The following is a 19511-nucleotide window of genomic DNA, read 5'->3' on the forward strand; positions in this document are numbered from 1 at the left end:
CACCTTCCCTGTTTGAAACATGGAAGGATTGCGCGTGGCACCCACTTCACAAAATCTTGGAAAATGGAACAAGCTCCTGAGCCGCACAGGCATTGCGTGGTTTTGCATTGCTGCGGTCGGCCAACTGGCCTTCATCGCCTTTATCATTGCTCATTATGGCACCCGCACAGCCACGGGAAATTTCGCAGGGTGGAACGACAAGCAACTCATCAAAGGCCATGTTCCGGGCGACGATGCGGGCAATCTGATGTTTGCAAGTCACGTCTTGCTGGCGGCCGCAATGACGCTGACGGGCCTCATACAGCTCATTCCGGTTCTGCGGCGGCGGTTCCCAACCCTGCACAGATGGTCTGGCCGCATCTTTTTGGTGCTGGCTTGCACCCTTGCACTGGGGGGGCTCTGGCTGACGTGGGGACGCGACACATACCTGTCTCTAGTGGGAGCCGCCAGCGTGTCGCTGAACGCCGTGTTGATCCTGGTTTGCGCCTTTTACACAATCCGCTTTGCGTTGGCGCGCCGACTCGCCGACCATCAACGCTGGGCAATGCGCCTGTTCATGGTTGCCAATGGCGTCTGGTTCGTTCGGGTCGGCCTGATGGGCTGGATAATGATCAACCAGTCCCCTCGCTGGATGAACAGCACGATGAGCGGACCTGCCGACATCATCATCACCTATGGCAGCTACCTGATTCCGCTGGCCGTGCTTGAACTCTATTGTGCCGCCCGCCGCAGTCGCTCCGCCCCCGCAAAGGCGGCAGCCAGTCTGCTTGTCGCAGCGGCCACCGTCTTTACCGCGATCGGCATTTTCGGAGCGTCGACGTTTCTCTGGTTCCCGCAGCTCTAGCTGGACGAGACAATGCCACCATCGCACGGGACGGTGTGCCCGGTGATATAATTGGAGGCCTTGGATGACAGGAACATGGCGAGGCCGGCAATGTCGGAGGGCTGGCCCACCCGGCCAGACGGATTCTGGTCGCCAATCTTCTGCCAGTCGACGCCTTCGGTTTCGCCTTTGAAGCCGACGCCGGTGGATAGCATATAGGTCGGGAATGGGCCCGGCGCGATGCCGTTGCAGAGAATATGCTCACCGGCCAGATGCGCGCCCATGAAGCGCGTCAGATGGATGACGGCCGCTTTGGACGTGCCATAGGCAAAGCCGCTCATCGGTGAGGTGTGCATGCCGTCGATGGAGGCGATGTTGATCACGCGGGCCGGAGAGTCCGCGCTCGCCGCCTTGCGCAGCAGCGGCATCAGCTTCTGGGTCAGGAAGAAGAGCCCCTTCACATTGACGTCCATCACCTTGTCCCAGCCATGCTCCGGGAAATCTTCCAGCTTGGCGCCCCATGCCACACCGGCATTGTTGACCAGAACGTCGACCTTTTCTTCCCGCTCGGCGAGCGTGTTGGCGAGGTGTTCGATGCCGACCATCTGGCCCACATCGGACGGAATGGCATAGATTTCGCCACCATATTTTGCTTTCAGACGCTCGACCGTTTCCTCACAGGCATCCGCCTTGCGCGAGGAAATGATCACCTTCGCGCCATTGGCCAGAAAGCCTGCCGCGATCATTTCGCCAATGCCGCGCGAGCCGCCCGTAATCACGACGGTCTTGCCGGCCACCGAAAACAAATTGCTGAAATCCATATCCATGCGCCTGTTCCTCCAAGTTTCTGATTGGCGTTCCTAGTGGCGGAACTGCCGATCCGAGGCAAGGAGATTACGTCGCAGGCGCGCGTCAGTGCGCTCCGCTGAAGGCACCTGTCTTGACCGAATAATCCACCGCAATCGCGTATTCGGGATCATCATCGGAATCGACCATTAGTTGCCCAGCCTTGCTGAGCAACTTGTGGCAATCACGCGAAAGATGGCGCAGCTGCAGGGTCTTTCCGAGGGCCTCATAACGACGCGCAAGGTCTTCGATCGCTTGCAATGCGGACTGGTCCACAACACGCGAGCGCATGAAATCCACGATCACCACATCTGGGTCGGTTTCGGGATGGAACAGTTCGGCAAAACCATCGGTCGATCCGAAGAAAAGCGGGCCTTCGATCTCGTAGACATGCGCGCCCGGTGTGCGCACGCTGTCACGCTCGATGACGTGGATGCGGCGAGCATTGTTCCATGCATAGGCGAGCGCCGAGACGATCACTCCAACGACCACAGCCGTCGCCAGGTCATAGAAGACGGTGACGATGGTCACCAGTACGATCACGGCGGCGTCCAGCAGCGGGATCCGCGTCATGATGCGCAGGCTGTTCCATGCGAATGTGCCGATCACGACCATGAACATGACGCCGACCAGCGCGGCCAACGGGATCTGTTCGATGAGGCCAGAACCAACGAGAATGAAGGCCAGCAGGAACAGTGCGGCGGCGATGCCTGCGAGGCGCGTACGTCCGCCGGATTTCACATTGATCATCGACTGGCCGATCATGGCGCAGCCGCCCATGCCGCCAAAGAAGCCTGTGATCAGGTTTGCGGTGCCCTGCGCCACGCACTCCTGGCTCGCTCCGCCTCGCTTGCCGGTGATCTCCCCGACAAGATTGAGCGTCAGCAGGCTCTCGATGAGGCCGATAGCTGCGAGAATGACCGCGTAGGGCAGGATGATCTTGAACGTCTCAAATGTCAGCGGCACGCTCGGCATATGGAAACTCGGCAGGCCGCCCTGAATGGAGGCGAGATCGCCCACGCGCGGCACGTCCAGGCCGAACCCGATCACCACGGCAGCGACAATGCCGATCCCGGCCAGTGGCGCAGGAATGATTTTGGTGAATTTCGGCAACAGCCAGATGATCGCCATGGTCAGGCCAACCAGCGCCAGCATGACCGCGAGCGGCCAGCCGCTCATCCATTCCCCGCCCGACATGCCGTGCGCCGACACTTCAGCCGTGCCCGGCACCTGGAACTGGGTCAGCTGCGCCATGAAGATCACGATGGCGAGGCCGTTCACGAAGCCGAGCATCACCGGATGCGGTACGAGGCGGATGAATTTTCCGAACCGGAAAATGCCCGCCGCCAGCTGGAGGATACCCATCAGCACAACAGTCGCGAACAGGTACTCAACGCCATGCTGCGCGACGAGCGAAACCATAACAACCGCCAGCGCGCCGGTCGCGCCCGATATCATGCCCGGACGGCCACCAATCACGGCCGTCACGAGGCCGACAATGAAGGCCGCATACAGCCCGACCAGCGGGTGCACGCCCGCCACGAAAGCGAAAGCCACGGCCTCCGGCACGAGCGCCAAGGCGACTGTCAGGCCGGACAGCAATTCGATCTTGATCCGGTTCGGCGTGAACTGGGTGAAGCTGGCCTGCGACAGGCCCTGGGCGCCAAGGCGATCTGCGAAGGCTGCAAAAGTCGATTTTACCACGGGATGACACTCTTCGATCTGAGGGCAGGAAGATGTTTGCCGCCGTATGGCGATCTTCCCCCTGCGGCGCAACCGCAGGCGTGAAGAAACTGGCCGGGAGACTTCAGTCTGCCGGTTTCCTGTACAATGAAACGTGCATCCTGCTTTCGGGGGTGAAAGGCTCTCGCTTCCATCCGCCCCAGCGGTGTTCCAGCATCAGGCCGCCCAACTCTGCCATCAGGTCCATTTCCTGCGGCCAGGCATAGCGCATGACCAGCGGCACAAGTTTTGTACCGCCCTCGGCGATACTCACGCGCTGGTATTGGATCACTTGCCGGGTTGGATCATGCATCTTCGCTTCAAACCAAAGGGACTTGAAGCCAATCTGCGTCGTGCGCATGCTCTGATTGTCGTGATACCCGGAAAAATCCGGCACAAAGGTTTCCACCAGAAACCCACCGCCGGGTACCAGCCTGTCAGCAACATGGCGGAAACAGCGCACCTGAGCGTCCTGACTTGTCAGGTTGAACAGCGTGTTGAAGACGAGGAAAGCAAACTCGAAATCGCCGTCTATGGCACAGTCGGCCATATCGCCGATGACGACCGGAATGTCTGCCCCGCCCGGCTTTTCGCGCAGTTTCTCCACCATGGCGGCGGAGCCTTCGATGCCGGATATGGCAAAGCCGCGCTTTGCCAGTGGCAGGGCCATGCGACCTGTGCCGATTACCAACTCAAGAATGCGGCCCTTACCAGCCAGCTCCGCAATCAGGGCGACAGAATCCTCCGTCGTCCCCGGATCATGGAGGGCGTCATAATCATCCGCATTGAGCGCGCCAAACGTCTCGGGATCAAAATCCAGCATGCCCGCTCATAGCATATCAGCCAGGCGAGATCATCTTGGACGGATCGACGATATTGTCGAAATCTTCGCCGGGAATGCCGTCCTTGATCGCTTCCTCGCGAAGCGTCGTCCCGTTCTTGTGGGCCGTCTTGGCGATCTTGGCAGCGCGGTCGTAGCCATACTTTTCCTTCAGCGGCGTCACCAACATGAGGGAATTCTCGAGGCCGCGCTGGATATTCTCGAGCCGTGGCTCGATTCCGACAACGCAATTCTCCGTGAAGCTCACCGCCGCATCGGCAAGCAGGCGCACCGACTGGAGGAAGTTGTAGGCCATCATCGGGTTGAACACGTTCAGCTCGAAATGGCCTTGGCTGTCGGCAAAGCCGATGGCGGCATTGTTGCCATGAATGTGCGCGCACACCTGGGTCAGCGCTTCGCACTGGGTCGGGTTGACCTTGCCCGGCATGATCGAGCTGCCCGGCTCGTTTTCCGGCAAGGCCAGTTCGCCAAGGCCGGAACGCGGGCCGGACCCAAGGAAACGGATATCATTGGCAATCTTGAAGCAGGACATGGCCACGGTGGTGATCGCCCCATGCGTGAACACCATCGCGTCATGCGCGGCCAGCGCTTCGAACTTGTTCGGTGCGGTCGTGAATTTCAGGCCGGTAATGCCAGCGATCTTCTCGGCGACCTTTTCTGCAAATCCGACCGGCGAGGCGAGGCCCGTGCCGACGGCCGTGCCGCCTTGCGCGAGTTCCATCAGCTTTGGCAGCGTCAGTTCGATGCGCTCGATGCCATTGGCCAGCTGCTGCGCGTAACCGGAAAATTCCTGGCCGAGCGTGACGGGCGTTGCGTCTTGCGTGTGCGTGCGGCCGATCTTGATAATGTCGGCCCATTCCTTGGCTTTGGAATCGAGCGCATTGTGCAGAACCTGAAGCGCCGGCACCAGGCGATGAACGACTTCCTCAACGCACGCGATGTGCATCGCCGTCGGGAACGTGTCGTTCGACGACTGGGACATGTTCACATGGTCGTTCGGGTGAACCGGCTTCTTTGAGCCCTTTTCGCCCCCCAGAATCTCGATGGAGCGGTTCGAGATCACTTCGTTCGAATTCATGTTGGACTGCGTGCCCGACCCGGTCTGCCAGACGACGAGGGGGAAATGATCGTTCAGCTTGCCTTCAATGACTTCTTCGGCGGCCTGCACGATCACTTTGCCCAGTTCGGGATCCATCTTGCCGAGGTCCATATTGGCTTCAGCGGCGGCCTTCTTGACGATGCCAAGGGCGCGGATGATCGGCTCTGGCTGTTTTTCCCAGCCAATCTTGAAGTTTCCGAGGCTGCGCTGAGCCTGCGCGCCCCAATAGGCGTCATCGGAGACCTCGATGGGGCCCATCGTGTCGGTTTCGGTGCGCGTCGTCATGAGTGCAAGCTCCTTCGAGAATAAGTTGGACAGGACACCCTTGGCGCCGGATGGCCCTGTAGAAAACCTGAGAACCGGCGCGGTGTAGCACGGCCATGCGCCGCTGCAAGGCGACATTCGGCCTATCTGGCCATGGCAACGTGGAATTAAGGCCTGTGGTCTAGTCAGCCGCCATGAAAACGATTGCAGCTCTCGGTTTTAGCCTGGTCATGCTCGGCGTCGGTCTTCTCTTCATCGGAAAGGCCGGTCTGAACACCTATCGCTATCTCGGCTCCAGCAACTGGGAAAGGGCACCAGCCCTGATCGAAAGCAGTGAAATTCGTACGGGACGGGATGGCGTGGCCCGGTCCGGAATCCGCGCAAAGGTGCGACGCGCGCTGACATTGTACGAAACGCAGGTGACCTACCGCTACGAGTATGACGGCAAGGCCTATACCGGCCATCGGGTCGATCTCGGGTCACGGCGCTCCTCGGACGCCAAGGCACATCGCAAGCTGAAACGGCGGTTCGACCAATTGCAGGCAGAGCAGCGCCAGATATATGCATGGGTGAACCCCACCAGCCCCGAAGAGGCTGTGCTGTATCGCACCCACAATTGGGTGGTTACAGCGTCCATGGCACTGTTCGGACTGTTCGGACTTGGCATCGCCGGCGGCGTGGTCGCATCCGAGCTTTGAACCCGGCGACCTTCAACAGGCGCCACCTTCTCCCCCATTCGTGTCTTGCGCGGTCCTGACGGCCTCGCCTAGATTGCGGGTTCGCGGGGCCCAACGGGGCCGGACCGAGATACATTTCCGGAAGACGCCAGGACTGCCCATGAACGCTCTCGCCCAGGCACTGTCACAACCGGCGACGCTGCTTGTCGCCGCGCTGGCCTTCGCGCTCGGTTTTCTCGTGCGCGGGATCGGACTTAATTCCTTCTCGCCACCCCTCATGACCGAGGCCCAGATCGAAGAAGCCCTGTCGAAGGTCACCAAGGCCAAGTGGGCCGAGATCGACCGGGCAACCGACGACCGCAAGAAAATCCTTGCCATCAAACTGCTGCGCGAACAAACGGGTCTCGGCCTGAAGGCCTCGAAGGAAGCGGTCGAGGCGCGCATGCAGTCACGTCATCGGATGCGGGGATGAGCCTTGCCGAATGGGTTTCCGCCGGAAAGGTGCGCGCGCGCATCACCGATGAAGGCGCGCTCGAAGTGCGCTGTCACGGCCTGACGACGCAGGCGAAATATTACAAGACCCTGCTCAAGGAATTCTTTCGCAAGGAGTTCCCGCCCCTGCGGCCCGGCTATGGGGATTACTCCGTTCACATCATGATGGAATACACAGGCGATGCGCCCTGGATGGACCTCGACAATCTCGCCAAGGCCCTGCTCGACAGTCTGACAGGGAACGTCTTCGAGGATGACCATCAGGTCGCCCGCCTGCTGGTCGAGCGGCGCGTGGGCGAACGCGAAGGCATCTGGCTGAAAGCCGAGGCGATGGACTGAGCCGTCAGAACGGGTTCAGCGAATAGCCATCCTGTTGCAATTTCGCGTGCGCGGTCATTGCCGAGAGCGCGATTTCGACACCCGGCAGCAAATCTGATTTCTCGATGTCGCGATAGGCTGCAGTCTGGCCACACAGAATAATACGGACACGGTGCTTTGCGAGCGCGGCCACCAAGGGCGCATTCGCGTTACCTGCTCCTGCCACAAGGTCCGCCGAGGCTCCGCCATGCACAACCACCGCCAGCTTGATGTTGGCAGCAGGGATACCGACCGCCTCGTGCATGTTCAGGAAACGCGCTGCGCTTTCCAATGTCCGGTTCACCTTGCCCGGCTCAGCAGGCGCCGCCGTGTCGAATGCGATCTTGAAGACGGCGTCCTTGGACAGCCGCTCGGCATCCGGCACACTCGCCACCTTCCCGAAAGCAGGGATCGCCATACCGGGTTTGAAATCATCAGGACCCGCCAGCGCAGGCGCAACCAGCAGCAAAGCCGCGGTAGCGGAAAGGATTGATCGTATCATGGACATCTCCTTTGAGTGCCCCTGACCCTAGGCGGTGGCGCCAGCGACGTCGAGCCGCATTTGATATACGGGCTTTTGCGTAGTCACCGGGCCGCCCACCATTGCTAGGACCATCGCCATGAAACAGGCATGGATTCCCTTCGCGTCGCGCCCCGTCCCGCGCTATACAAGCTATCCCACCGCGGCGGATTTCACGCCGCAGGTGGCGGAAACAGAGGCCGGGATCTGGGCCAGCCAGACTGCGCCGGACAAACCGATCTCAGTTTATATTCACGTGCCGTTCTGCGAGAAGCTTTGCTTCTATTGCGGATGCGCGACCAGCGTGCCGAATGGTTACATGCGCATTGCTGCCTATCTGGAGACATTGCATCGCGAAATCGACCTCTGGGCCAGGGCGCTGGGGGCCCATGACGGGATGGCGCACCTGCATTTTGGGGGCGGCTCTCCCAATGCGCTTTTAGCCGAAGACTTCAAGGACCTTGTCGCGCATGCAAGCCGCGCCTTTGGCCTGCGTCCCGGCGCCGAGATCGCGGTCGAGATAGACCCGCGTGGCCTGACCCCGGATTTCATCCACGCCATGGCGGCCTCCGGCGCCAATCGCGTCAGCTTCGGCGTCCAGACGCTCTCCGCCACCGTGCAGCAAGCCGTGGGCCGCATTCAGCCGAAAGTCCTCCTCAGCGAGGGCATCGCCCGACTGCATGAAGCAGGGATCGGTGCGATCAATATGGACCTCATGTATGGCTTGCCCCACCAAACGGTCACGGATGTCGAGGAAGCCGCGCATTTCGCCACCGAGATGGGCGCCGCCCGCATCTCGCTGTTCGGCTACGCGCATGTGCCATGGTTCGCCAAACATCAGGCCGCTATCGACGAAGATGCCCTTCCCGGCCTTGAAGCCCGTTTTGAACAGGCCGAGGCAGGCGCGCGCACGCTGGAACTGGCAGGCTACCAGGCCATTGGCCTTGATCATTTCGCTCGCGCCGACGACTCGCTCACTCAAGCCGCCCGCACGGGCGCGCTTCACCGCAATTTCCAGGGTTATACGGACGATCCATGCGACACGCTGGTCGGCATAGGCAGCACGGCAATCTCCCAGTTTTCGGGCGGTTACATCCAGAACTTCAAGGAGCGGACAGCATGGCGCGCAGCGATTGAAGCGGGTCGCCTACCGGTCGAGCGTGGTGTCGCGCTGACTGAGGATGACCGCCTGCGCGCCCGCGCCATCGAGACGCTGATGTGCCAGATGGAAGTGGACGTGGACGGGCTCTGCCGCGAAATGGGCGCTGCCCCCGACAGCCTCGCCGACGCGCTTGAAACCGCCCGCTTTCTCCAGTCCGCAGGCCTGTGCCGGATCGCCGGCAGCACTATCCAAGTACCACCAGACGCACGCCTTTTCCTGCGCACGGTCGCCCAGTGTCTTGATGGTCGCTACAAGCCCGCGCCGCGGCGCCATGCCAAGGCAGTCTAGTCCATCGCGTCTGGGCACGCGGCATCCCTTGCAGATACTCGATCTGGTGTTACACGCAGGCTCTACAATCCGGAGCGTGAAATCCCATGGCTGAATTCCTGGTCCTGCATCAGAAAAACAATAACAAGGTGCGCGTCGTGAATATCGAGCATGTACGCATGCTGCGGCCCCATGACGAAGCCGGCACGTGGCTGGAGTTTGGTGGCGACAGCGAAATATCCAGCCTCCTGGTTCGGGAAGATCTGGATGACCTGATCACTTTTCTGGAAGCTGAACAGGTTTAGCCAGAGACGCTCTGCAGCGCCTAAGCCCCCAGCGCCCGCGCATGATGGGCAATATGCTCGTCCATATAGGTCGCGATGAAATAGTAATCGTGGCCGTAGCCATCGCGCATATTGTAATCCAGCCGCTGGCCATGCTTTGCGCAGGTGTCGGTGAAGACTTCCGGCTTCAGTTCGCGCTCCAGAAATGTGTCGGCCGTGCCGGTATCCACGAGGATCGTTGCCTTGGTCTGGCGCTCCTTGACGAGTTCGGTCGCATCATACTGCTCCCATGCCACGGAAGGTTCGCCGAGATAGGCGGTGAAAGCCTTCTGGCCCCACGGCACCTGCGCCGGGCTGGTGATCGGGCTGAAGGCCGAGCAGGATTTGTATATTTTCGGATGCTTCAGGTGCAGCGTGATCGCGCCATGACCGCCCATGGAATGACCGAAGATGCCCTGCCGGTCCATGTCGGCATAAGGAAAGTGTTCTGCGATCACCTTGGTCAGCTCATCCGTGATGTACTGATCCATCTTGTAGTGCTTCGCCCAAGGCTCTTGCGTGGCCGTCAGATAGAAGCCCGCGCCCTGACCCAGATCATAAGCCTCATCATCCGGCACATCGTCGCCACGCGGGCTCGTATCCGGCGCAATAATCATGATTCCGTGCCGGGAGGCTGCCCGCTGCAGTCCGGATTTCTCCATCACATTCGCCCAGCTGCAGGTCAGGCCGGAGAGATACCACAGCACCGGCACTTTCTCCGGATCGGCCTGCGACGGCGTATAGACCGCAAACCGCATCGTACAGTTCTGCAACGCGCTCTCATGATCATGCACGGACAACGTGCCGCCAAAGGATTGCCATGCGGATACCTGGGTGAGGGTCATGTGCTGAGGTCCTGTCCATTCGAGTGAAAGTAACCTCACTGATGTGGCCCGGTTGAGCCTGCAGGACAAGGCCCCGCCGCGCACATGGTCGCCCGAGGTCAGCCTTGCCAGCCTCGCCCCGCTAGCCCAAAACAGGGCCCAGCCCACCAAAGCCTTCGGAGGATCTATGCCCGGCTATACATTGTACGGCGCCGACGTCAGTTACTACACGGGCAAGGCGCGCGCCTATCTCGACTGGCGCGGCGTGGACTATGTCGAGGAGCTGGCAACCCAACAGGTTTATCGCGACATCATCCTGCCCTCGGTCGGCTGGCCCGTGATCCCGGTGATGAAGACGCCGGACGGCGAGATTGTCCAGGACACGACCGACATCATCGAACACATCGAAGCCGCCGAAGGCCTCTCCCCACCTGCGATCCCGGACGGCCCGGTGCAGGCCTTTGTCGCCCAGCTGCTGCAACTCTATGCCGATGAGTGGCTGGTCATTCCCGCCATGCACTATCGCTGGAACTATAATGAAGACTGGGCCTATCAGGAATTCGGGGCAATCTCGGCCCCGGACCGCCCGGCGCCGGAGCAATACGAGATCGGCAAGCGCAATGGCGAACGTTTCAAGGGCGCCCTGCCCCCGCTGGGTGTCTCGCCGACCACTGCACCGGCGATCGAGCAGAGCTATGAGGCTTTCCTCCGCGAATTCTCCGCGCATCTGGAAGTGCATCCCTATGCGCTGGGCGGCCGCGCCACGCTGGCGGACTTCGCGCTCTATGGCCCGCTCTATGCGCATCTCTATCGGGACCCGGCTTCGGGTGATCTGATGAGACGTTATGCGCCCAAGGTCGCCGACTGGGTCGAGCGCGTGAAGGCAGGCTCCCCGCCTCAGGGCGACCTGCCCGCCAATGACGAAATCCCCGTTACGCTGGTGCCCATCCTCGCCCGCCAGATGCGCGAGCAATTCCCGGCCCTGCACCAGACCGCGCAACTCTTCGCCAACTGGGCCGAGACCGCTTCCCCCGGCACACATGTGCCGCGCGCGGTCGGCCAGATCGAGATCGACATTGAGGATACGCAAGGTCCAGCCGCTGCGCGCACCTTCCCGCTATGGCGTTTGCAGGCAGCGCTCGACGCCTATGCGGCGCTTGACGGCGACGCCCTCGCCCGCGCCGATGATCTGCTGGAACGTGTTCGCGGCAGCGCGCTAAAAGAGTTCATCCTGCCGGCCCGGCTTGCGCGCGCAGACTATCGCCTCGCACTCGCCTGATTGGGTCAGGGCGTGACGGCGAGACACTCGATCTCGACCTCTGCCCCAAGAGCCAGACCATTGACACCAAAGGTCGACCGCGCCGGTTTGGGGTCCGGCAGCGCTGCGTCATAAGCCGCGTTCATTGCGCCATAAGCCGCCATGTCGTCCAGGAAAACTGAACATTTTACCACATCAGAAAGGTCGGCATCGAACTCGGCAAGGGTCCGTTCGATATTCGCAAAGATCATGCTGGTTTCAGGGCCTACGCCTCCGGACGCGAGTTCATTCGTTGCCGGATCAATGCCCAGTTCGCCGGATAGATAGATTACGTCGTCCACGCGCACGGCCTTGGAAAAGGGCAGATCCGTTCCCGCTTTGGTGACGCCGGCAAAATGGGAAACTTCGGGCGAGGTGTTCACCTGAATGTCCTGAACATCCATAGCGACGCAGCCACTCAACAGCATGGCCGCCGCGCTCACCCCCAAAATTCTCATCATGTCCGCCTTCCCCTCAGTGAATCCATTTTGGCTCTTCGCCCTCGATCCCATCCTCCTCGTCATCGTCAAGGTCTGAATAGGTCGTGAACTGAACATCGTATCCGAAGGGCTGGTCTTCCGCTGGCACGTCCGGCTCGGTCACATAGACCTGCAACTCGCCGTCCATCTTGAAGCCAAGCCGCTTGCCGATGACAGAAATCATGTCCGCGGCCTGTTCCGGGTCGGCCGCCCAGACCTTCATGCCCATGATGCACGGACCGATCTCGGTCTCGTAATCGGCGTTCGGCTCGAACACCTGCCCGTCCGCAATCAGCGTATAGTGAGTAAACTCCGTCATGGAGAAATCATTACCCGCTTTGCAGCCAAGGTCGAGCCCGTGGGGCCAATTTCCGGGGGCTGGCGCGCACAAAAAAGGGCGACGCGTACAGCGCCGCCCTCCAAAGTTGACGTGCGTCCCACGCTAGCCGCGCAACATGGTGCAGATCTTGTTGCCGTCCGGATCGCGCAGATAGGCGAGATAGAGCTTCATGCCGCCGCCTTCTCGCCAGCCCGGTGGGTCTTCGATGGCCTTGCCGCCTGCCTCGATCCCGGCCTTGTGCCAGGCATCGGCCTGTTCGGTGCTGTCGACCGCAAAGCCGATCGTGCCGCCATTGGCATGACAGGCTGGCTCGCCATCAATCGGCGGCGTGACAAGGAATGTTCCGCCATTGTGGAGATAGATCAGTCGCCCCTTCGGATCGACAATCGCCTCGCGCCCGCCCAGCGACTTGAAAAGCGCGTCGTAGAATTTCTTTGATTTTTCCAGATCGTTCGTGCCGACCATGACGTGACTGAACATGTGTTTCCTCCTTGTGGATGGGGAATTTGTGCCTCAGCCGCCGAAACAGCGCCAGAGGGATTTCGGCCTCCCCCCGCGTCAGCTTGCCATAGCCGCCGCCAGCAGCGGACGCAGATGGCTCAAATAGTCTGCTTTGCCGATGGCCAGCCCTTTGGCCCGCAGGATGTCGTAGGCGGTGACGAGATGGAAATAAAAGTTCGGCGTCAGCCATTCGTCGATATAGTCTTGGCCAGTCATGGAAAGCGTCGGCATGCTTGGCAGTTCGAGAGAGGTCTTCGCCTCGGCGAAGCTTTCCTTCGTGTCGGTCTGCGCCTCGATCCGGGAAATCGTCTCGGCCACAAGGGCTTTCAGGTCCGCGAAGCTCGCCGTATCAACCTCGAACTCTTTCACAGGCGTGTCGTTTAGCTTGCCCAGAAGTAATTCTGCCTGACGGCACGTGAACCAGATCTGGTTCGGCAGAGGCAGCATGTCCTCGGCCAGCCGCGCCGTCAGCAGGGCTGTCTTCGCTGCGTCGTCCGAAAACAGCTCCGCCTCGGCCCGGCCAAGAATATTCTGCAGCGTGATCAGGCGCGTGCGGTAGATGTCGAGATTACGTTTTACGATGGTCATTTGCTTTTCCCTCTAGCGCGACTCAGCGGTAATCCACTTCAAATGTGGTGCAGCCTTCGAAATCGCAATCCGTGCGATCCCAGGAAATGACAATGCGGGCTCCATTCCTGCTCGCGATGGACTCTCGCAGTCCGGCCTCATCGTCGAGGAGATCAATCTTGCCGATCCTCGGATTTCCGCTCAGGCAAACAGATGCCGCCTCGGCGAACTGATTGATCCACCAATAATGGGTCATCGGGGCGACTTCACCGACAAATTGTTTGTCTGCTTCGTCGCGGCAGTCGGTATCTTCTTCACATCCCGCATCGGTCGCTATGCCCCACATGATGATTTCGTCTTCAGATCCGCGAAACGCCGCAAGACGCATATACCGGGCGGAGGAACCCGTTCGCGGCCCTGAATCGACCCACGTCTGAAGATCACTGCAGAATTTCTGATCCATCGTCGGGCCGGTGCTCATGCAACCGGAAACGATCGAAGCGCCCGCCAAGGCCACGCTTGCGCAGAGAATCTGTGCGGGCCGGCGCGACACTAATACACCACCACGCTCCGAATGCTCTCGCCAGCATGCATCAGGTCGAACGCATCATTGATCTTGTCCAGCTTCATGACGTGGGTGATCATCGGGTCGATCTGGATCTTGCCGTTCATGTACCAGTCGACGATCTTCGGCACGTCGGTACGCCCTTTCGCGCCGCCAAAGGCCGTGCCGCGCCAATTGCGCCCGGTGACCAACTGGAATGGCCGTGTGCTGATTTCCTTGCCGGCCTCGGCCACGCCGATAATGATCGAGGTGCCCCAGCCGCGATGACAGCATTCCAGCGCCTGGCGCATCACATCCGTATTGCCGGTACAATCGAAGGAATAGTCCGCGCCGCCATCGGTCAGTTCGACGAGATGGGCGACCACATCAGCGGTCTCCTTCGGATTGACGAAATGCGTCATCCCGAATTTCTCGCCCCATTCCTTCTTGGAATTGTTGATGTCGACACCGATGATCTTGTCGGCGCCCGCCATCTTCGCGCCCTGCAGCACGTTGAGGCCGATGCCGCCCAGGCCGAACACGACGACATTGTCACCGACCTGAACCTTGGCCGTATTGGTCACCGCGCCCACGCCCGTCGTCACGCCGCAACCGACATAGCAGGCCTTGTCGAAGGGCGCGTCGGTGCGGATTTTCGCAACCGCGATTTCCGGCAGGACGGTGAAGTTCGAAAAGGTCGAGCAGCCCATATAATGGTAGATCGTTTTGCCCTTGTAGCTAAACCGGCTCGTGCCATCCGGCATCAGGCCCTTGCCCTGCGTCGCGCGGATCGCGGTACAGAGATTGGTCTTGCCGGAAAGACAGCTTTTGCACTGGCGGCATTCCGGCGTGTAGAGCGGGATCACATGATCGCCCGCCTGCACGCTGGTCACGCCCGCGCCGACTTCGCGTACAATGCCTGCGCCCTCATGGCCGAGCACGCTCGGGAAGATGCCCTCACTGTCCAGCCCGTCCAGCGTGTAGGCATCGGTATGGCAGATGCCGGTCGCCATGATCTCGACCAGGACTTCCCCGGCCTTCGGGCCTTCCAGATCCAGTTCGACAATTTCCAGCGGTTTCTTGGCTTCAAAGGCGACAGCGGCGCGCGTTTTCATGAGGGAGCTCCATAATGTTTGGGTGCCATACTACTCTTGCGCTCTGCGCGATAAAGTACGTAATTCGCAATTCATTGTTGCAGGACTGGGATAATGCAAACGGATTGGGATGGTATTGAGGAATTCGTGGCTGTGGCGACGTGCATGGGCTTCAAGCCCGCGGCGGAAATGTTGAACGTCTCAACCTCGCATGTGAGCCGCGCCGTTACCAGACTGGAAAACGCCATCGGCGCGCCGCTATTCTATCGCACCACCCGCAAAGTCTCTCTCACCGATACGGGCCGCACCGTGCTCAGCCATTGCCAGCAACTCATCGAGTCGCGGGACGAGCTGTATGCCGTGGTGGGCGGCACCAATGAACCGCAGGGAGAGATCAAGATCACCTGCCCCACATCTCTGGGCGAACGCTACATCTCGCCCATCGTGCGCGAGTTCAGCCAGGATTATCCCAAAGTAGAGATCACGCTCGACCTCTCCAACCGGCTAGTCGACCTGATCGCCGAGGGCATCGATCTCGCAATCCGCACCGGCATGCTGGAAGATTCCCGCCTGATCAGTTCGCGGGTGGCAAGCCGACAATTTCTGGTTTGCGCATCCCCTGCCTATCTGGACGCCAACGGCACGCCCGAACGGCTTGACGACCTGAAAACCCACAATTGCCTGACAGGCTCCTCCAGCACATGGCGCTTTCGGCAGGGCGGCCAGCACGAGACCCTCCGCCCACGGGGCAATTGGCGTTCAAATTCCGGCGCATCCGTGCTGGACGGATTGCTCGCAGGCAAAGGAATCGGACAGCTACCACTTTTTTATGTCGCGCCGTATCTCGAGAACGGGCGACTGGTCGAACTGTTCAGGGAACTCCGGCCCGAGCCAGAACCCATCTGGGCGGTCTATCCCCAAGCCCGTCATCTTCAGCCCAAAGTGCACTTGCTGGTAGATCGCATCCGCGCACAATTGCAGCCCGCATTCGAAGTGCGCATCCAGCATCACCTGCGAGGATAACCCCCCACCCCTTTTAGGCGCAAGCCTCCAGATTGGCATCAAACGCGCCCATACGGGAGATTTTCGGCCCATCTTCATGAATATCGCATCGGTCGATCCGCAACTCTCCCTCTTCCAGCCGGATCAGATTGAACGAAGGCGGCTCAGCCCGCAGGCGCACCGATAACGTTCCGGATGAGACGGCGAGATAGCAACCATTGGCGCGTTGCCGCACGACGACCGAGGGCGTGTGGACATGCCCCGTCAGCACCATCTGTACATGGCTCGCCGCCACCATATCGCTGGCGCGTCGGCCTCTGCGGGTCCGTGTGCGGAGCGGCGCACCCGGCAGGGAATGAAACGGATGATGGCAGGCAATCAGTTTGACCTCTGCCCGTGACTTGCCCGCGCGAACAATCGCCTCATCCAGGTCGTCCAGATTGACAGACCCCTCGGCCCAGTTCCGCCGTGCCTGCCAGCCGCGCGCCGTGTTGAGGCCGACGGCGATCGCACCGCCAGCCTCGACGACCTCAAATTGCTGATTGAATCGCCGCTTGAATCGTTTGAAGGGTTCCGCCGCCCGCGCCGCGACATTGAACATGGGTGTGTCATGATTGCCGGGCACAACGAGCTTCGGCATGTCGAACCTGTCCAGCCACTCGGCCGCAGCATCGAACTCACGAGTGCGTCCCCGCTGGGTCAAATCTCCGCACACGACCAACATGTCAGGTTTGGTGGATTTGATACAGGCTTCGGCAGCCTCAATCGCGTTTTCGTCTTCGGCGCCGAAATGAATGTCTGAAATCTGTGCAATAACCGTCATCAGGACATGTCTGGAACGAAGATTTTCACCGCAGAATCGATCCGCCGGAACCTCAGCGGTGTGTCCATCTCTTTGAGCTCACCATCCAGCGTGACATTGATGCGCCCCTTGTCGGTCTGGTGCACCTCGATCTCGTCAGCAAGTTTCAGCGCAACATCCTCAGCATTGCGCCAGCCATCGAACATCATCTCCAGGCCAAGCTTGGCGAGGTCCAGCAAGCCCTGAGGGTCAATACTCGCAATCTCCAGCTTTCCGGGCGTATCCGGATTGATGTTCACCGTCAGCGTGGTGGCGGTCTCGGCGGCCTTGCCGGGGGCATTCCAGGCAATGTTGGATTTCAGAGCCAGAGCCGAAGAGTCGTGCACGATCTCCGCGGCCTCAAGAATTTTCCCCTCGCGCAATGCTTCGCGTGAATTGGTGAACCGGGTCATGTCACCCATCATGGCCGCCACGAAGAAGCGGGGTCCGCCGACAATCTCGCCACATGGCATCGGGCGTACCTTGCCGCCCTGCAGCGCGCGATCGATCAGCACGTCCCACTCATGGTCGCCGCCCAGGGCGCGAGTGGGCAACATATTCATCGTCCCGCCCGGCAGTGGCAGGACCGCCGGACCGAGCAGACCGGCATGCGACAACGCGCAGGCAATCGTGCCATCCCCGCCCCAGACAATCAGCGTGTCCGGCTCTTCAGCGAGCGCCGCTTCCATGAGCAGCGCAAGATCATCCTCACCGACCGTATGGATCGACGCAGCGTCCGGCAGGTCGGAGAGTTTTTCACGCAAGAGATCAGCGGCTCCCTCGGGCGTGCTGCCCGAGAGCGGATTGATCACACAGGACACACGGCCAAGCCGCGAAAGCACATTTGTTGGGGTCATGTGCGTAGAACGCGCCAGATGACAAATTTGTTCCCGGCGTTCAGCAAGCTCTCGCCCTGCGGGAAAACCTCGCTATAACGGCGCACATGACAGAAATGACACCTTCCGATTCGCTCCGCGTCGCCATTGCCGGCGTCGCGGGTCGCATGGGCCGCCAGCTGGTCGGCGCCGCGCTTGATGCTGGCCTTACCGTGGTGGGCGGCAGCGAGGCTCCCTCTTCCGAACATCTCGGCGAGGATATTGGCGAACTGGCAGGCCGTCGCCTGTTGGACCTGAAACCGGCGACCGATCCCGTCGCAGCTGCGGCAAAGGCTGATGTCTGGATCGACTTCACCCGCCCTGCCGCGACCCTGGCTGCGCTAGACTCCCTGAAACACACAAGCGTGCGCGCCGCCATCATCGGCACAACCGGCTTCACTGATGAAGAAGAGGCCGAGATTGCGCAGGCCGCGCAGTCCCTTGCCATCGTCAAGGCGGGCAATTTCTCGGTGGGCATCAATCTGCTGCAGGCCCTCACCCGCATGGCGGCCGAACGGCTCGGTCCGGATTGGGATATCGAAATCCTCGAAACGCATCATCGCCGCAAGGTCGATGCCCCCTCGGGCACCGCGCTCATGGTGGGCGAGGCCGCCGCTGCAGGCCGCGGAAAGCCGCTGTCAGACCTGCGGGCTGGCCCTTACGATGGCCCAGACGCCAAGCGGCGCGCTGGCAGCATCGGCTTTGCCGTACGCCGGTCTGGCGGGGTGATCGGCGAGCATGAAGTCAGCTTCGGCTCGGACATGGAAATCCTCTCGCTCAGCCATACCGCCATTGACCGCGCGGTCTTCGCGCATGGTGCCCTGGGGGCAGCCGCGTGGGCGATGCGCCAGGATCCGGGCCTCTACGACATGAACGATGTGTTGGGGCTTTGAAGCAACGCCCGCAGGTCACCATTCTCCCAACAGCTGAATCAGGGTTGACGCTCGTGTTCGCAGTGGCAGCATGACAAGTTCGTAAAGTTTGAGCACTGGGACCGGCATATGATCGGAATTGTGGTTGTCAGCCACGGAAAGCTTGCCCGCGAACTCGTCGCCGCCACGGAGCACGTGGTGGGGGAGCAGGATCGATTCCGCTCGATCTCGATCGAAGTGGAAGACGACATCGAGGCGCGCCGCGATCAAATCCGCGAAACGGCCAAGTCCTGCGATGCCGGCAAGGGCGTCATCATCCTGACAGACATGTTCGGCGGCACGCCCTCAAACCTCGCCATGTCGGTGATGAATGCCGGCAATGTCGAAGTCCTGTCCGGCGTCAATCTGCCCATGCTGATCAAGCTGGCCGAAGTGCGCGGCGAGATGACCCTCAAGGACGCCGCCAAAGTCGCCGCAGAGGCGGGCCGCAAGTATATCAACATCGCCTCCGAACTCCTCGCGAAATCAAACTGATGCCGGACACGGAAACCCTCACCGCCAGCCAGCGCGCCATGATCGTCAACCGCAAGGGCCTGCACGCGCGCGCCTCTGCCCGCCTGTCCCGCCTTGCCGGTGAGTTTCAATCCCGCATCATCGTCTCGCACGAGGGCGAAACCGCCGATGCGCGCTCCATCATGGACCTCATGATGCTGGTCGCTCACAAGGGCTGCGAAGTCGACATCAACGCCGAAGGCCCCGACGCGGCCGAGGCGGTCACCGCCATCGCCAGCCTCATCGCCGACGGCTTCGGCGAACAGGGCGAAGCCGACACGATCTGCTGAAAATCAGGGTCAGAATTTGCGCTGGACATTGCAACCACCG

General features: G+C 60.8%; 25 protein-coding genes. 11 read left to right on the forward strand and 14 right to left on the reverse strand.

Annotated features, from left to right (window positions below; translation table 11 throughout):
- Positions 1-34 precede the first annotated feature (34 nt).
- Positions 35-844, forward strand: coding sequence for a DUF2306 domain-containing protein (locus B3527_RS10550; RefSeq protein WP_290481938.1), 810 nt, complete (start codon positions 35-37; stop codon positions 842-844).
- Here B3527_RS10550 and B3527_RS10555 read toward each other — a convergent pair.
- The 4 genes from B3527_RS10555 to fumC all read right to left on the reverse strand — a co-directional run bounded on the left by B3527_RS10555 (position 841) and on the right by fumC (position 5616).
- Positions 841-1644, reverse strand: a complete 804-nt coding sequence (locus tag B3527_RS10555; protein WP_034811827.1) for an SDR family oxidoreductase — start codon at positions 1642-1644, stop codon at positions 841-843. The two genes, B3527_RS10550 and B3527_RS10555, sit on opposite strands and share 4 nt — an antisense overlap.
- 91 nt (positions 1645-1735) lie before the next feature.
- Entirely contained in the window at positions 1736-3322 is a 1587-nt protein-coding gene (locus tag B3527_RS10560) for a SulP family inorganic anion transporter (protein ID WP_349677863.1), read from the reverse strand.
- Between the two features lie 154 nt (positions 3323-3476).
- Positions 3477-4214, reverse strand: coding sequence for a class I SAM-dependent methyltransferase (locus B3527_RS10565; RefSeq protein WP_290479843.1), 738 nt, complete (start codon positions 4212-4214; stop codon positions 3477-3479).
- A gap of 16 nt (positions 4215-4230) precedes the next feature.
- A complete protein-coding gene (gene fumC / locus B3527_RS10570) occupies positions 4231-5616 on the reverse strand; it encodes a class II fumarate hydratase (RefSeq protein WP_206991192.1) in 1386 nt (461 codons plus the stop codon).
- A gap of 173 nt (positions 5617-5789) precedes the next feature.
- Here fumC and B3527_RS10575 point away from each other — a divergent pair, with 173 nt between their 5' ends.
- The 3 genes from B3527_RS10575 to B3527_RS10585 all read left to right on the forward strand — a co-directional run bounded on the left by B3527_RS10575 (position 5790) and on the right by B3527_RS10585 (position 7103).
- The gene (locus tag B3527_RS10575) at positions 5790-6293 is read left to right on the forward strand and encodes a DUF3592 domain-containing protein (RefSeq protein ID WP_290479844.1); all 504 of its coding nucleotides are present in this window, start codon (positions 5790-5792) and stop codon (positions 6291-6293) included.
- Positions 6294-6432: 139 nt separating this feature from the next.
- Positions 6433-6744: a hypothetical protein gene (locus tag B3527_RS10580; RefSeq protein ID WP_206991194.1), complete on the forward strand. Its 312-nt coding sequence runs from the start codon at positions 6433-6435 to the stop codon at positions 6742-6744.
- The gene (locus B3527_RS10585; protein WP_206991195.1) at positions 6741-7103 is read left to right on the forward strand and encodes a RusA family crossover junction endodeoxyribonuclease; all 363 of its coding nucleotides are present in this window, start codon (positions 6741-6743) and stop codon (positions 7101-7103) included. Before B3527_RS10580 ends, B3527_RS10585 begins: the two co-directional genes overlap by 4 nt.
- Positions 7104-7107: 4 nt before the next feature.
- Here the strand turns inward: B3527_RS10585 and B3527_RS10590 are convergent, their stop codons facing one another.
- Complete coding sequence (locus B3527_RS10590) at positions 7108-7623, reverse strand: DsrE family protein (protein ID WP_290479845.1); 516 nt, start codon at positions 7621-7623, stop codon at positions 7108-7110.
- A 118-nt stretch (positions 7624-7741) separates the two neighbouring features.
- On the opposite strand from B3527_RS10590, the gene hemN reads away from it, so the two are divergent.
- Together hemN and B3527_RS10600 are read left to right on the forward strand one after the other, a co-directional pair.
- Positions 7742-9091, forward strand: a complete 1350-nt coding sequence (gene hemN, locus B3527_RS10595) for an oxygen-independent coproporphyrinogen III oxidase (RefSeq protein WP_290479846.1) — start codon at positions 7742-7744, stop codon at positions 9089-9091.
- An 86-nt stretch (positions 9092-9177) separates the two neighbouring features.
- Complete coding sequence (locus tag B3527_RS10600) at positions 9178-9375, forward strand: hypothetical protein (protein WP_034810800.1); 198 nt, start codon at positions 9178-9180, stop codon at positions 9373-9375.
- A gap of 20 nt (positions 9376-9395) precedes the next feature.
- Here the strand turns inward: B3527_RS10600 and fghA are convergent, their stop codons facing one another.
- The gene (gene fghA / locus B3527_RS10605; protein ID WP_290479847.1) at positions 9396-10238 is read right to left on the reverse strand and encodes an S-formylglutathione hydrolase; all 843 of its coding nucleotides are present in this window, start codon (positions 10236-10238) and stop codon (positions 9396-9398) included.
- Between the two features lie 166 nt (positions 10239-10404).
- Here fghA and B3527_RS10610 point away from each other — a divergent pair, with 166 nt between their 5' ends.
- Positions 10405-11496: a glutathione S-transferase family protein gene (locus B3527_RS10610; RefSeq protein ID WP_290479848.1), complete on the forward strand. Its 1092-nt coding sequence runs from the start codon at positions 10405-10407 to the stop codon at positions 11494-11496.
- 5 nt (positions 11497-11501) lie between these two features.
- Here B3527_RS10610 and B3527_RS10615 read toward each other — a convergent pair whose 3' ends face one another.
- The 6 genes from B3527_RS10615 to B3527_RS10640 form a co-directional block, all read right to left on the reverse strand.
- Positions 11502-11975: a RidA family protein gene (locus tag B3527_RS10615; protein ID WP_290479849.1), complete on the reverse strand. Its 474-nt coding sequence runs from the start codon at positions 11973-11975 to the stop codon at positions 11502-11504.
- A gap of 13 nt (positions 11976-11988) precedes the next feature.
- A complete protein-coding gene (locus tag B3527_RS10620) occupies positions 11989-12312 on the reverse strand; it encodes a hypothetical protein (protein ID WP_206991201.1) in 324 nt (107 codons plus the stop codon).
- A 123-nt stretch (positions 12313-12435) separates the two neighbouring features.
- Complete coding sequence (locus B3527_RS10625; protein ID WP_206991202.1) at positions 12436-12813, reverse strand: VOC family protein; 378 nt, start codon at positions 12811-12813, stop codon at positions 12436-12438.
- Between the two features lie 78 nt (positions 12814-12891).
- On the reverse strand, positions 12892-13422 hold the full coding sequence (locus B3527_RS10630; RefSeq protein WP_290479850.1) for a DUF1993 domain-containing protein: 531 nt from the start codon (positions 13420-13422) through the stop codon (positions 12892-12894).
- A gap of 22 nt (positions 13423-13444) precedes the next feature.
- A complete protein-coding gene (locus B3527_RS10635) occupies positions 13445-13864 on the reverse strand; it encodes a hypothetical protein (RefSeq protein ID WP_290479851.1) in 420 nt (139 codons plus the stop codon).
- A gap of 89 nt (positions 13865-13953) precedes the next feature.
- Positions 13954-15060 carry an S-(hydroxymethyl)glutathione dehydrogenase/class III alcohol dehydrogenase gene (locus tag B3527_RS10640; RefSeq protein WP_290479852.1) on the reverse strand — a complete coding sequence of 369 codons (1107 nt, stop codon included), beginning with the start codon at positions 15058-15060 and terminating at the stop codon, positions 13954-13956.
- A 93-nt stretch (positions 15061-15153) separates the two neighbouring features.
- Between B3527_RS10640 and B3527_RS10645 the strand changes: the two genes are divergently transcribed.
- Positions 15154-16062, forward strand: coding sequence for a LysR family transcriptional regulator (locus B3527_RS10645; protein ID WP_290479853.1), 909 nt, complete (start codon positions 15154-15156; stop codon positions 16060-16062).
- Between the two features lie 13 nt (positions 16063-16075).
- On the opposite strand, the gene B3527_RS10650 is transcribed toward B3527_RS10645, so the two are convergent.
- Both B3527_RS10650 and B3527_RS10655 read right to left on the reverse strand, forming a co-directional pair.
- Positions 16076-16864, reverse strand: coding sequence for a metallophosphoesterase family protein (locus tag B3527_RS10650; protein WP_290480647.1), 789 nt, complete (start codon positions 16862-16864; stop codon positions 16076-16078).
- Positions 16864-17739 (reverse strand): diacylglycerol/lipid kinase family protein, encoded by an 876-nt coding sequence (locus B3527_RS10655; protein ID WP_206991208.1) that lies wholly within the window; start codon positions 17737-17739, stop codon positions 16864-16866. Before B3527_RS10655 ends, B3527_RS10650 begins: the two co-directional genes overlap by 1 nt.
- A gap of 86 nt (positions 17740-17825) precedes the next feature.
- Here B3527_RS10655 and dapB point away from each other — a divergent pair, with 86 nt between their 5' ends.
- From dapB to B3527_RS10670, 3 genes are all read left to right on the forward strand, one after another.
- Positions 17826-18650 carry a 4-hydroxy-tetrahydrodipicolinate reductase gene (gene dapB / locus B3527_RS10660; RefSeq protein WP_290481970.1) on the forward strand — a complete coding sequence of 275 codons (825 nt, stop codon included), beginning with the start codon at positions 17826-17828 and terminating at the stop codon, positions 18648-18650.
- Between the two features lie 108 nt (positions 18651-18758).
- Complete coding sequence (locus tag B3527_RS10665; RefSeq protein WP_034810778.1) at positions 18759-19163, forward strand: PTS sugar transporter subunit IIA; 405 nt, start codon at positions 18759-18761, stop codon at positions 19161-19163.
- Positions 19163-19471 carry an HPr family phosphocarrier protein gene (locus B3527_RS10670; RefSeq protein ID WP_034810777.1) on the forward strand — a complete coding sequence of 103 codons (309 nt, stop codon included), beginning with the start codon at positions 19163-19165 and terminating at the stop codon, positions 19469-19471. The genes B3527_RS10665 and B3527_RS10670 overlap by 1 nt, the downstream gene beginning before the upstream one ends.
- Positions 19472-19511: the final 40 nt, after the last annotated feature.

This window comes from Hyphomonas sp. UBA4505 (assembly GCF_002388685.1).
Lineage (GTDB): Bacteria > Pseudomonadota > Alphaproteobacteria > Caulobacterales > Hyphomonadaceae > Hyphomonas.